Origin of the sequence: Xanthomonas sp. NCPPB 1067 (assembly GCF_020783795.1) — a bacterium.
In the GTDB taxonomy this organism is placed as follows: domain Bacteria; phylum Pseudomonadota; class Gammaproteobacteria; order Xanthomonadales; family Xanthomonadaceae; genus Xanthomonas; species Xanthomonas melonis.
Genome location: NZ_JAJGQG010000001.1, coordinates 54,707 through 67,822 on the forward strand (window position 1 = coordinate 54,707; position 13,116 = coordinate 67,822).

A 13,116-nucleotide genomic window follows, 5' to 3' on the forward strand; every position below is an offset into this window, starting at 1 on the left:
CTTAGGTATCCCCACGTTTTACAGCACCAATGTCATCTGCTCGCGCACTGCGTCGGGCAGTGTGCGCAAGCGCTCTAGCCAGCGTGAGACAGGTTCCATGGGCCAGCGTCTGACCAGCGCCTCGCGGCCGATGCGCAGTGTCGAGTAAAGCTTGCGCTGACTGTTGCGGGGCGACAGCCAGTGCGCGATACCGGTGGCTTCGCAGCCCGGTCCTGCCAGCCAGCTGGCGAAGGTGGCCAGCGTGTTGAGCAACAACAGGATCTGCAACCGCTCACCGCGACGGGTCATGCTGTCTTCCATCGCCTGGCCGTAGCGATGCGACTTCAGATCACGGAATGCCAGCTCGATCTGCATCCGTCGTGCGTACAGATTGACCAACTGCTTTGCGCTGGGCGCTTGCAGCTGCGGGGAGGCAACGATCAGCCATGGCTCGCGCTCACGCGCTGCTGCTTTCAGGCTCGATGAGGTACGCGAGACCTTGGCCGGTGAGCGTCGATTGCGTTGCTGCCGTCCCTGCGGTGTCTTGGCGTAGAGCACCAGGCGGCAATCGAGTGGATCGCTGCGATTGGCCTGCATCGGTGGCAATTCGTGTGCGCGGTTGGACGCCAGCGCATGCAGGCGTCGGCTATCGATCCACTGCGCTGCATCATCGGGTACGTCTTGCGGTTTGACCTGCGTGCGACCACGCAGACGCCCGACCCAATCCCAGCCCATCGCCGACACCGCGCGAAACCATGGCGTGCGGAATCCGGCGTCCGTGACCAGGATCGGACGCACATCGTCTGGAATCAGTGCGCGAAGTTGCTGCAGAAAACGCTTCTCCGCGCCGGGCGAGCCCTGCTGTTCCCCAGCAACCACCATGTCCAGCAAGGTGAGCGTGCGCCCACCGATCGGCAGGGCGGCGCGTAGCAGGCACCACGACTTGTCCGGCTTCAGATCGCTCCAGTCGATCACGATCACCGGCTGCATCCCGCGCAACAGCCAATGCGCCATGTCCCGCTCGATCACGGATCGCTCGGCGTATAACGCGCGATTGCACAGCAGGCGGTCGCATGCCTTGAGCGGCGCACGTACTCGCGTCGCCCCGGGCCATGCGCGTGCGATGTCGATCAGCGTCAGCCGGCCTCCGTGCACAAGCGCTTCAACCGCGCGCAGCAAGGTGCGTTGGCGTAATGCATGCATCCCAGAGAGTGAGTTAGACAGGCACTTCTGCAATACTTCGCTGGCGCGCATGGTCGGCACTCTTCTCTGGCTTAGTCACCTTGAAGCGTGCCCCATGCGCGCACCTTCTTCCACATCCTGGCGCACCAAGTGCTTGATCTTGCAGGAAGAAATGTGGGGAAACTTCAGCGTCAGCCCCCGTTCCTTGTCTAGCGCGAGGGTCTGCCAACCGTTTGATAAGTGCGGGCACGTCATCGCCTCAAAGTGACGGAACGGGGCCGCGCTGTTGTTGCTCCTGTGAGCGCTGCTGTTCCATCGCCAGCTCTTGCGTGCGCTCTTGCGCTAAGCGCTGGTTGACAGATTCCAGTTGCGTAAAGCTCTCTTGAACAGGCCGCTGCGCTGCATCAGCCGTCGGCATATGGGCGCGCAGCATGGCCGGATCCTTTGGATCGCCTTGTACTACAAACAGGGTCTGCGCAGCAGGCGAGTCTCTGGTTTTTTCGCTGAGCAGCACGTGATCCACCCGGGTTAGCCCATTGTCTTTGGCTAGCGTCAGCAGACTCGCGGTCATCCGCTCACTGGTAGCGTCGAACGTTCGGCCATTGGCGGCATCCAGCTGCTCTACCTTGCTCCGGATCTGCTGATGCATGGCGTGGTCCGGGTGCCCCGCCTCTGCAGGCGTCAGTGCGCGCCTTGGCTCATTCGGTGCCGCAAGATTGGGAGAACTGACGCCGCGTGCGCCAGTGTCCTTGAGCTGGACCATGCCATAGCCATCCTTGCCAAGGTCAACGATGTTGAAGGTCTTTGCTGGTCCCAGTTCCAGCCCATTGCGCTCCAGCTGTCTGGGGTCCAGTCCCAGCGATTTGAGATCGATGCGGACCTCTGGCGGCTTGCGGTCATGTGCCAGATGCGCGTAGCTCTGCGCGATGTGGCTGATCGGGTTGACGCCATAGTAATTCCGGTAATCGGAGTCGCCATGAGGTCCTAGCGTGCCGCGACCGTCGTAGAAGCACTGTTCCACCGACTTTGTCAGCGCATCATTACGTGAGAACGGGCGCGTCGTTAGCTCTTCATATGTCAGTCCGTTGGCAAACTGCGGTGGAGCACCCCCTCTGTCCACACAACGCGTGGTCGAGCGCTGGAGTAGCCGAAGTTCGACCATTGCATCAGGCATCCCAGGGTTCTGATGCTTGATGCGGTCGTGAAGCGCACGCATGCCTGAAATCTCTGAGAGCGCCTCATCCTCCCGAGTGCTATCCAGATAGACGCGTGTTGGCCCGGTAAGGTCGACCTGACCTTCGCGATTCTCGTGCGCCTCCTGCAGCCGGCTGCTCATTGTCTTTGCGAACTCTGCCAGTGCCTGAGCGCGGTGTTCTGCCAACACGCCATGCATCGTCTCATGCCCGAGTACTTCGGTGATGTAGTCAATCCGCTGCGCGCCGGTGAAGTCGCTGAACGCTGCAGCGCTGATGTTGAGCGTGCCGGCGCTCCCCATTCTTGCCATCCTGGAAATGGCCGCCGTTGTTCTGGCCATGCGAGACCGCAATCGATCCGATCTGCCCCTTCTCTATCGCATTACCAAGCAAGTTCGATGGGTAGGGTGATTCTGATAGCGCTTGACGAATACTGGACTCGGCCTCTTGGGGAAGGCGCGGATCGTTTGCCATGCGTCCCAGCAGAGGTTCGATTCTTGGATCGACACGTATCATGATTTGCCCCCATCGATCTGCATGCCGTAAGCGCATTCGCGCGAACCACTGTCCTGGCTGGTCCGGTAGATCAGCAACGCGACGGAGAAGCCTTGCGTACCGTTGTTTAGCGGGCGCCAATGCTGGCGCAGCCATCCTCCCTGGAAAGGCCTTTGCCCACCACGCTTGTACCCAATCTCCTCCAGTTTCCGTGACAGCGTTGTTGCATCCCAAACACAACGTGAGGTAGGCGTGCGCGTTGGGTCGATACGTTCGGGCAGACCGACGGCGACCTCCATACTTGAGAAGATTTTTTCCGCGGGGACATGGCTTGCGTAAAAGGTGTACCCGTCGCTGAGGGAGATATCGTTCATGACATAGAAAGGATGCAGGGAGTCCGAGGTGCCCGCGAACCTTGTACCCAGCGCGACCTCCAGCCGCCGATAATTCATGTCGGCCGGTGACTTGAATCCATCGACAAACTTCAGCAACCGGGATTCCAGCTCTTGAGAGCTAATGCCGGGCTTGTTTGGCTGCGAGTGATCGCCCGCGATCGGCTCCTGCACGCTGACCGGTGCTGATGCGGATGAGGTGGTGGAATCCTTCTTTGGATCGGCGCACGCGCCCTGAAGTCCCACTGCAAGGAGCAGCAATAACAGGGAAAAGAAATTCCTTCCTGTTCTTGCCTGCTTGGTATTCACAGGCTCTACGCTTCCAGGGCCCCATTTCATGGCCTGCCTCCATCGATCTTGATGCCATCAACGCACTCTTCTCGACCGTTTTGGTCATTGCTCCAATAGAGGAGCAATGAGTGCGCTCGCGGTAGCACTCTGCCTTCTCCGATCCAACCCTGGCTCTGCTGCTTCAAACGGCAGGCAAGATCTTCCATCAACGCTTGCCAGATTGCCAGCATCAGCCAGTTGACATGTCACGCAGCGCGTAGCAGTCTTTTCGGCAAGGAGCGTAGAAACTCCTCAGAGAGCGGTACCCACCTCCGTCAAACCGGTGGGTTTTTTGTGCCTGCAGCATCTTGCGGGCACAACCGACGCGATGCCTGCGTCGGGAGGGCGGCTAATACAACACCCTTCGGGGAAATACGCCCGCCGGCTCTCTGCGGTTTCTAACCTCCCGACATCCCGTCGCCACCCGGCGGCGGGGCCTGTTCGTCAAGGAGGGCTTTGCCATGCGTCGATCCCCATCCAGTCCCAAGCCAGCGCGCAAGCGCGCCACGGTGCCACCACCCACCGAGATCGGCTGGCACTCGCTCGATCCCTCGATCCCGCCGCGGCCCTACCTCGAGCGCACCCCCATCCCCGAGCCGCGCCCAGATCCCAGCAAGCCGCGCCGCCCGGGCCACCCACGTGCCCCGCAACACTGCACCGTCGGCTACGGCTACTACCCAGCCAGCGAACAACGCATCCCCACGCTACGCCTGCGCGGCCGCTGGCTGGAACAACTCGGCTTCACCATCGGCAGCAAACTCCACATCCGCATGCGCAACGGCGAGCTGGTCGTCAGCGTGGCGAACGCAGATTCGGATGGTGTGTGCAGTTGACGAAAGTACGGGTGCTCGCAGACCCAACTGCCGTCATGCCAGGCGATGATGACGGTCGACGGACTGCTTAGGCTGTTGCTGATCCTGTAGCTGCTGCACTTGTTGTTGCTGCCGCTGCGTTTCGCCGAGTGCTTGCAACTGACTCAGCGACTGCTCGACCGGCTGCGCAATCGCGTCGGCGGTCTTCATGTGTGCCCTTCTGTGGGCTGGATCATCCAGGGCGCCCTGGACGACAAATACATTCTCGCCCTGAGCGACAGAAGCTGTCTGCTTGCTCAGCACGATGTGGTCGATCCTTTCCAGCCCGTTCTCTCTGGCCAGGCAGGCGCTGCTTGCTGCCAGCCGGGCACTGTTGTCGTCGTAGTCGCGACCCAGGCCTTGTTCGAGACGGCGCACGGCGTCCTCGGCTTGCCGATGCAGCGGATCTTGTCCGGGCGCTGCTCCCTGGATGTTCCGGTAGGTCGGTGGGGCGTTGTGATCTTCCCGATTCAGCTCCGGAGGAAAGGTGCGCGGCGCAATGCTCTGCAATGTAGCTGGATCGATATCTCCTGTCTGAGAGAGACCATGCGCCTGTTGGTAATTGATGACCGCTGGCTGCATTGAGAGGCGGTAGACACCATCTTCCTGCAGCAGCTGATTGTCCGCACCGCGAAAGCCTTCGGCATTCAATGTGCGCTGCACCTGCCGCACCATTTCCGACGATTCGCCGATCCTGATCGTCCCATCATCGACGAACGGCCGGGGCTCGATACCTCGATTCCGCCTCTCTTCATCGATCGACAGGCGGCCACTTACGAGATCGCCAACATAGTTCTCGTAGTGTTGGTAGTAACGCGTATCAACTTCCATATGGACATGAACGGCCTGCGTTGCCTGCTTACCTTGAACTCCCAGAGCCTGCCCGTACTCTACCTGATCACCAGTCTGCACATGGAGCGGGGACATATGGCGGACACGGAGGATGACATCGCCGCCCTCTCGATCAAGCACATCGACCAGTCCCTGTCGTGCATCGACAGTACCTACTACACCAGCAACTGGCGAGGGGACATCCAGCGCTCTGGAAGCAGGTCCAGGTGGAAGCCTGGAATCTTCAAGAAGGAAATCCTTCTTTAGCAAGACTTGATCCGCTCGTAGGCCATGAGTTCTTCCAGGTTCTGAAATCTCGATCTCCTGGAATTCGCCTCCAATGACACCGAGTGTCCGGCCTCGCTCACCACCTACGACGGCGCCGTTCTCCAGACGGGCTCCGCGGTTGCCATATGGATGGTGTGTGACCAAATCGTCGAAGTTGTCGACAGCCTCGTTGTAATACTCACGCCTCTTATCCCATTCGAGTTGCATCAGTCGGTAGGGGATCTCCGGCGTCGCTTCCTGTCCAGCCATGTGCCTACTCCTTGTCAATCTCTCAGGTTAATTACGCGCGTCATGCGCCAACAACCGTTGCTGCGCTTAAAAACATATGAGTCAACTTCGTATTCCATACCAAAATACACAGTCCTAGTGCCTTCTGAATCCGCTTCAATACTAAACGGGAAACCAGTATCCCCCTCCGGTTCAGGGTTTTCTTCACCAGGCTCTATGTGATCGAAAACATTCTCCTTTCTGAAGTAGCGATAGTTGAATAGATCGAAGCGCGGCGGGCCCGCAATTCGGGAAATGTGCGTAAGAGGAGACGACTCAGTCATATCCTCTACGGTATATGTTGGAACCTCGTACTCCAGCGGGTCGTCAGTGAACTGGAGACGCACGCTGTCGTCAGTAGAATCCGCATAACGCTTAAGAAACGTGTCGAAATCCTTGGAAGGACAAGAGACAGCCGGAGACTTTGCAGTGGACTGGCCCGGATGCTTACCTTGGGATGCGATGGCGGATCCGGGCGAGGCACACCCTGCAACCAAGGCGCAAAGCAACCCAGTGCACGCGACATAAGCCTTTCGGTGGTTGGCGCCCATACCCATCGTTCCTTGTGCGTGTTGGCTGCTTACGATGTTGATCATCGGAACCGTCCGTCACGCGAGCCCGCTCGGTGCGTGGGCCGGAACTCTCGCAAGCGTATCTGACTCAAGAAGGTTGTGCGACTGGCTACACGGGCGGCGCGAACTGCGTCAAGGAATACCTTGCCATGCGTGGATCCCCATCCCGTTCCACGTCAGCACGCAAACGCGCCACGGTACCGCCACCCACCGAGATCGGCTGGCACTCGCTCGACGCAGCGTTCAAGACCCGCGTCTGCCTTGAGCGCGCTCCCATTCCGTGTCCCGCAACACTGCAGTTTGGCTTCCGCCTCCGCTATAAACTCGACATTCCGTCGCTGGAACGACACGGTGCCCATCCGCGTTGTCTGCATAGGCAGCTAGTGAACCGATTCAAGGCAGCGAGCACCGTATGGACCGTTGGTCAGATTGGTTGTTTGAAGAGCACTCCGAGGTGCAGTTGCGCGCCTGGGCAAGGCGCTTGGGTGTGTTTCGGCTCGTCAGGGCGGTGGGTGGGCATGCCAATGACGGTGACCGCCTGCTTGCTGCGTTCGGCTATCCGTCGCTGCAGATGCTGGAGCGCGCGCTCGTAAGTTTGGGCATCGCGACGGTGCAGCATGATGTGGCGCCGCCACAGCCGGAAGTGGGGCGCGCCTACCCGGGTGATGTATTTGCCGCATTCGTTTCGTTGATTCCCGGCTCGCTTGTCGAGCAGCCGGGATGGCAGCAGATACAGGGCGGGCCGGTGTTCGTCTGGTGCAATGCAGATGAGGTGCGCTTCTCTGTGGCGGATGGTTATGCGGTGACCGACGCCAACGTCGCGCATGCGCTGCGTCTCGAGCCGCTCCTGAGGCAGTTGGGTCTCAAGCCGATCGATCCGCCAGTCGACAACAGACATTGCATCAGTCCGCGATATTACCCGGACTACTTCGACGCTTGAGCTTTGCAAAAAACCGCTGCACAGGCTGGCCGGCCATCCGATCACGTGCATTGCCAACCCGACCGCTGGGCACAGGCTGTCTACCGATGCCAGGCACGCACCCTGCAGATTGACGATCATCGGCACGCCAGCGAGGATCGGGCAGGTCGTTCGCATGCAATTGGAGGGTTGTCAAAGATGACCAAGTTCGAACGCATCGCCGCGCACGTGCCCGCAGGCACGGTATTGCCCGTGGAGCTGCGCATGCTGTGCGACTATCTGGACAGGACCGGCTATCCGATCAGCGGTTGCATGAAGATCAGGCCGGACGACTTCGGCGGCGTGCAGTCCTGGTTCGATGGGGATGCGCTGATGGCGTCGCAGTTCGCCTACTTCGGCGCGGGGCCGGACGGTTCGATCCTGGCGTTCTGGCTGCGCGACAGTCTGGATGCGAGTGCCGTGCCGGTTGTGCATCTGGGGTCTGAGGGGTGCGAAAACACCGTTCTGGCGAGGAATTTCCGCGAGTTCCTCGGCCTGTTTGGAATCGGCTACGACGAACTCGGCTTCGACGATCTGAGCCAGCCGCCGGCGGACCCCGATTCCGCCGCCGGATTGCGCGCATGGCTAGAGGCCGAGCTTGGCATTGTCTGCCCCCGCACAGGCGAGGACATCGTGGCTGCGGCGAGGTCGACCTGTCCCGATGTGGGGCTGGTCATCGATCAGTGGTCGAAGCAGCGCTACGGCGAGCAACCCTGATCGCTCCTGATCGCGGCGCCTGGTTCGCTTGCGGAGTCAGCTGACATGTCTCTGCAGATCGTTTCGCGTCGCCACGTTCACCCTAGCAAGCACTTCCAGCGCCGCTATCCGGTCCCGGCTCCATGGCGGTTGGTGACCGCACAACGCCGCTGCCGGAAGTCATGGTGTCGCCAGGCATAGCCGCTGCGCCATGTCTGTGCTTATGCTCTCCGCCCTGGCGCGACGCGTAGTGTTTCCGCTGCTGGCAGGGGCGGTGCGAGTAGTGCGGCAGTGAGTGCCGCCATTGAAGCTCTGCTGGCGCGACCATTGCCTGCCGCCTGCCGCCTGCCGCCTGCCGCCTGCCACTGCCCTCACACCAGATCCCGGTAGTCCTGCAGGATCACCATCACCAGCTGGCTGCGCGAGCGCACGTCCAGCTTGTTGAACAGCTGCTGGAACGTGGCCTTGATCGCGCTTTCGGAGCTGCCGAGCTGGCGGGCGATCAGCTTGTTGGATTGCCCGCGCAACAGGCCACGCAGCACCTCGCGTTCGCGGTCGGTGAAGCTGGGCCGGGTTTCCTGCGTGCTTTGCACTACCAGCGATTGTAGATAGCGTTGGTCGATCAGCACGCGGCCCATCGCTACGGCGTGGATGCTGGCGATCAGTTCGTCGGTGGAGACGTCCTTGCGGCAGATGCCGGAGACGCCGAGCCGGATCAGCGCGAGCGCGTCGCGCTCGGGCAGGCCGGCGGTGACCACCAGGGTGGCCGGCCGTGTCGGTTGCTCGGCCTGGCGCTGCATGTAGTCCAGCGCGTTGTACTCGCCCATGTCGTAGTCGAGGATCACCACGTCCGGCGCCAGCGCTGCGATCTGCACGACTGCCTGCGCAAGCGTGCCGGATTGCCCAACCACGTCGAAGCGCGGGTCCGCGCCGAGCAGGCGCAGCAGGCCTTCGCGAAACAGGGTGTGATCGTCCAGCAGGTACAGGCGGACCGGTTCGCGCCGCTGCTCATCCATGCAATGGCTCCGGTTGCGGGGCATGCGCCAATGGCAGATACAGTTCGAAGCAGGCGCCTTCGCCACCGGGTGCATGGCGCAGCAGGCCGCCCTGGTTGGTCATGAGCGCTCGCGAGATGTACAGGCCCAGGCCGGAGCCGTCGGCATCGCTGCGGAAGGGTTGGAACAGCCGGCCGGGATCGGCGATGCCGGGGCCGGTGTCGCGCACGCTCAGCACGGCGCGCTCCTGCTCCAGGCGCGCGCTCACGTGCAGTTGCCGGCGCGCCGGTGGCAGGCCCTGCACCGCACGCAAGGAATTGCGCGCCAGGTTCAGCAATACCTGCAGCAAGGCGTGGCGGTCGCCCTGCACCGACGGGAAGTCGGCGGGCACCTGGATCTCCAGGTGGCCATCGATGTCGTCCCAGTCCGAGCGGATGATCACATCCAGCTCGCTGCACAGTGTCTGCAGCCGGGTTTCGTGCACCTCGTCGGGCAGCTGGCGGCGCAGGTTGAACGAGGCCAGCTCCATCAGGGCCGCCACCAGGCTGCGCAGGGCGGCCAGGTCCGGGTCGTCGCCGATGGCCGGGTGCCGGGCCAGGTTGGAGGTGACCACGCCGGCGGCCGAACACAGGTTGCGGATCTCGTGCGAGACCGCGCCGGCGAGCAGGCGGTTGTTCTTCAGTACGTCGTCGAAGTGGGCCGATTCGCGCGCACGCACTTCCTCGCTGGTGTCGACCAGGATGGCGGCCAGGTGGCGCTCCTCGCTGTCTTCGTAGACCGAGAACCAGGTGGTGGCGGGGAAGCGGCTGCCATCGCCGCGGTGGCCCCAGGTGCTGGCCGAGGTGCGCATGCCATCCAGGTTGGCGCTCATGCTCAGCGCATCGTCGAGCAGCGGCAGGAAATCGCGCACGGCGCGACCTTCCAGCGCAGCGTCCTCGGCCATCTCCAGGATCTCGTGCGCGGCGCGGTTGGCCGCCACGATGCGGCCATCGCCGGCCACGGTGAGCAGCGCGGCCGGGCTGCTCTCGGCCAGCAGGCGCAGCTGCCGCTCCAGCCGCCGGCGCAGGCGTTGTTCGGCCCGCAGCTGCACGTAGTGCGACAGGATCACCCGGCGGGTGCGGCTGATCTCGGCCACCAGCAGGCCGCAGCCGGCATAGGCGATCGTGGCCATGAAGAAGCGCAGCGCCTGTTCGACCAGCGTTTCCTCGGTGACGAACAGCCCGCGCAATACCGCGCAGGCGATCGCTGCGATGACGATATCGCGCCGCGACAGCACGGTGGCGGCCAGGACCACCGGAAGGATGTAGAGCAGCCCCAGCGACACGCCCAGATGCGAGTACCACTCCGCACACACCAGCGATACGAGCATGACCAGCGACGCCCACAGCGTGGGCCCGCGATTGAGCTTGACCACCTGTCCGCGCCACTTGAATGGCAGCCTCAGTCTATCCATCGCCTGTCCGTCTACCTGCCTGCAAGGGCGCTCCCGCCTGATCGTGGTCCATCCCACAGCATTGTGGCGGCGCCGATGGATTTCACCCTATCGAAAGATAGGCCGTGCGCATCGTTCGAGCCGCCTGCGCACTGTCCAACGCTGGCGCAAGGATGGCAGACACAAGCGTGGAGGCTGGGTGTAATGCAGCCACCCCACGTTGGCTGTCTCCTCACCATGATCACCCGCGATACGTTTCCGCTGCGGCGCATCTGGCCCAAGACCTACAAGCGCCTGCTGGTGCTGCTGGTCTTCGACTGCGCCGTGGCCATCCTCTACACCTTCTTCGACTGGCGCTGGCTGTCGATCGAGGCCTTGCCGCTGGCGCAACTGGGCTCGGCGCTCACCATCTTCCTGGCATTCCGCGCCAATGCGGCCTATGGCCGCTGGTGGGAAGCGCGACAACTCTGGGGCTCGCTGGTCAACACCTCGCGCGCCATCGCACGCCAGGCCCTGACCGCACTGGATGTGGACCCCGATGACGCACGCCAGGTGGCGCTGCGCGAAGAGATCGTGGTGCACCAGGTGGCCTTCGTGCATGCCTTGCGCTGCCATCTGCGCCGGCAGAACCCGTTTCCGGAACTGGCCGGCCTGCTCGGGCAATCGCGTGCCGATGCGCTGCGCGGCTACGCCAACATTCCCAACGCGCTGACCTTGCGGCTGGGCCAGCATCTACAACAGGCGCGCGACTGGGGCATGCTCGACAGCCTGCGCTGGTCCTCGCTGGATGCCAACCTCACCACGCTGGCCAATATCCAGGGCGCCTGCGAGCGCATCAAGAACACGCCGCTGCCGCGGCAGTTCTCGTCGCTGCCCAGGACGCTGGTGAACATGTATTGCTGGCTGGTGCCGCTGGGCTTGATCGCCGGCATGGGCCTGGCCATGCCGATCGCCTCGGTGCTGATCAGTTTCACCCTGCTCGCCATCGACAGCGCCAGCAGCGCCATCGAAGACCCCTTCGAGAACACCGTGCACGACACCCCGATGACGGCGCTGTCGCGCGGCATCGAACTGACCCTGCGCGAAATGCTGGGACAACGCGCCCCGCTGCGCGAAGTGCGCCCCATCGACGGCTTCATCTACTGACCACGGACACCGCCATGCAGACCACGCCGACCCATCTGATCTTCGCCACCAACTTCTCCGAGACCTGCCATGCCGCCATTCCCACCGTGGCGCAGCTGGTGGACCGCCTGCGCGCCCGCCTGACCATCCTGCACGTGCATGCCAAAGGCAAGCGCGCGCAGGCCCAGCAGTCGCTGGAGGCCTTCTTCGCCGAAGCCTCCAACTACCCGGGCTGCGAGCGTGCCCTGGCCAGCGGCCCGGCGGCAGCGGGCATCGTCTCGTTCTGTCGCAGCCGCAACGACGCCTTGCTCATCATGCCGCCCTCCGAGCGCACCGGCCTGCCGCGCCCCTTGCATGTGTCGTTGCGTGCACGCGTGCTGCAGCGGGTGGCCACGCCGATGCTGACCTTGCCCTATGCCGACGCGATCCCGCGCGATGGCAGCGTGGGCGGCCATGTCGCCTACTGGGTCACCGGGCGCGAAACCAACCTGGAATCTCTGCGCGACGCAGCGGCGCTGGCACGCCGACGCGGGGCGGACCTGCACTTGTTGCACGTCATGCCGGAGATCGGCGAAGGCTTGTTGATGGACAGCCTGTTCAACGCCACTCCGGTGACCGAAGCGGCCGCCTCCAACTGGCTCAGCGACCTGGCATTGCAACTGGGCGACGATGACCTGCGCGTGCGTATCCATGTGGCGGTGGGCAACCCGCGCCGGGAGATCGCCGGCCTGCTCAAGCGCGCCTGCGCCGACGTGCTGGTGGTCGAACACGAGGCCGTCATCCGCCGTGGCGTCTGGCGCTCGTCGCTGCAGGCAACGCTCGCCAAGAGCCCCTGCGTGCTGATCTGCCTGCCGTCGCCGCAGGCGCGAGTGCCTGCGGCGGGCCTGGGGCGGTTAACGGCGGTGCCGGCCAACAGCGCTGCAGGACAGCGAATCGCGGCGTAGACCGCGAGACGACCGTGCATCGGATGGCGCCGCAGCATGGCTGGTGAAGTGACACTCAGCCATCGGACTCAGACCACCGGCCGACGACTCATACAAGTACAGGCTTGTGGCGCCTGACTGTTTGCTTTGTCGGTTTCCCAATCCCGCTGATCAGTGTCGGATCCAAGGTGCATAGGGGCTGCCGGCATAGCAGACAGGCATCGTCATTGCGTCGCCGCGTAGGTGCCGTCATCGTTTCGGACCACGTCGCTGCATTGCAGGCAGGCGGCCTTGCCTGTGGCCAGGCAGCCATCGGTGTCCTTGAACGGTTGCGACCGTCACCAATCCGAAGCTGCAGTATGAGGGACACGCTGCCCATCAGGGGGGCGTCGCCTTTGTTCGATTTCCGTCAATTCGGCCGACACGCGGACTTCGCAACCGGGATGCTTGACTGCAACGGTCAACCATCGTTGCGGAGTCGCGCATGAGTGCAATCACGGTAAGCGGGGGCGGCCCATCGTCGACCGGACGGCGGGCGATCCGGGCGGGTATTGGTCCGACGCGTCGCGTGGCGGCGATGGCAGGGATGTGGCGTGGTGCGTGTGGC

General features: G+C 63.0%; 11 protein-coding genes and 1 pseudogene. 5 read left to right on the forward strand and 7 right to left on the reverse strand.

Annotated features, from left to right (window positions below; all coding sequences use genetic code 11):
- Positions 1–18: 18 nt before the first annotated feature.
- From LL962_RS00205 to LL962_RS00215, 3 genes and pseudogenes are all read right to left on the reverse strand, one after another.
- Complete coding sequence (locus tag LL962_RS00205; protein ID WP_228315454.1) at positions 19–1,233, reverse strand: IS4 family transposase; 1,215 nt, start codon at positions 1,231–1,233, stop codon at positions 19–21.
- A gap of 187 nt (positions 1,234–1,420) precedes the next feature.
- Positions 1,421–2,870: pseudogene (locus LL962_RS00210) on the reverse strand (XVIPCD domain-containing protein).
- Complete coding sequence (locus LL962_RS00215; protein WP_228315455.1) at positions 2,867–3,580, reverse strand: hypothetical protein; 714 nt, start codon at positions 3,578–3,580, stop codon at positions 2,867–2,869. The pseudogene LL962_RS00210 and the gene LL962_RS00215 overlap by 4 nt, the downstream one beginning before the upstream one ends.
- A 452-nt stretch (positions 3,581–4,032) precedes the next feature.
- Between LL962_RS00215 and LL962_RS00220 the strand changes: the two genes are divergently transcribed.
- Positions 4,033–4,404 (forward strand): SymE family type I addiction module toxin, encoded by a 372-nt coding sequence (locus LL962_RS00220; RefSeq protein WP_228315456.1) that lies wholly within the window; start codon positions 4,033–4,035, stop codon positions 4,402–4,404.
- Positions 4,405–4,437: 33 nt separating this feature from the next.
- Here the strand turns inward: LL962_RS00220 and LL962_RS20955 are convergent, their stop codons facing one another.
- Positions 4,438–5,253 (reverse strand): peptidoglycan-binding domain-containing protein, encoded by an 816-nt coding sequence (locus LL962_RS20955; protein WP_329957140.1) that lies wholly within the window; start codon positions 5,251–5,253, stop codon positions 4,438–4,440.
- A 551-nt stretch (positions 5,254–5,804) separates the two neighbouring features.
- A complete protein-coding gene (locus tag LL962_RS00230) occupies positions 5,805–6,404 on the reverse strand; it encodes a hypothetical protein (protein WP_228315458.1) in 600 nt (199 codons plus the stop codon).
- A gap of 388 nt (positions 6,405–6,792) precedes the next feature.
- On the opposite strand from LL962_RS00230, the gene LL962_RS00235 reads away from it, so the two are divergent.
- Together LL962_RS00235 and LL962_RS00240 are read left to right on the forward strand one after the other, a co-directional pair.
- On the forward strand, positions 6,793–7,320 hold the full coding sequence (locus LL962_RS00235) for a hypothetical protein (protein WP_228315459.1): 528 nt from the start codon (positions 6,793–6,795) through the stop codon (positions 7,318–7,320).
- A gap of 177 nt (positions 7,321–7,497) precedes the next feature.
- Positions 7,498–8,055, forward strand: a complete 558-nt coding sequence (locus tag LL962_RS00240) for a hypothetical protein (RefSeq protein WP_228315460.1) — start codon at positions 7,498–7,500, stop codon at positions 8,053–8,055.
- A gap of 350 nt (positions 8,056–8,405) precedes the next feature.
- On the opposite strand, the gene LL962_RS00245 is transcribed toward LL962_RS00240, so the two are convergent.
- Positions 8,406–9,050: a LuxR C-terminal-related transcriptional regulator gene (locus LL962_RS00245; protein ID WP_104588473.1), complete on the reverse strand. Its 645-nt coding sequence runs from the start codon at positions 9,048–9,050 to the stop codon at positions 8,406–8,408.
- Positions 9,043–10,482, reverse strand: coding sequence for an ATP-binding protein (locus tag LL962_RS00250; protein WP_228315461.1), 1,440 nt, complete (start codon positions 10,480–10,482; stop codon positions 9,043–9,045). The genes LL962_RS00245 and LL962_RS00250 overlap by 8 nt, the downstream gene beginning before the upstream one ends.
- Positions 10,483–10,665: 183 nt before the next feature.
- Here LL962_RS00250 and LL962_RS00255 point away from each other — a divergent pair, with 183 nt between their 5' ends.
- Both LL962_RS00255 and LL962_RS00260 read left to right on the forward strand, forming a co-directional pair.
- Positions 10,666–11,607, forward strand: coding sequence for a bestrophin family protein (locus tag LL962_RS00255; protein ID WP_228315462.1), 942 nt, complete (start codon positions 10,666–10,668; stop codon positions 11,605–11,607).
- A 14-nt stretch (positions 11,608–11,621) separates the two neighbouring features.
- Positions 11,622–12,530 (forward strand): universal stress protein, encoded by a 909-nt coding sequence (locus LL962_RS00260; protein WP_228315463.1) that lies wholly within the window; start codon positions 11,622–11,624, stop codon positions 12,528–12,530.
- Positions 12,531–13,116: the final 586 nt, after the last annotated feature.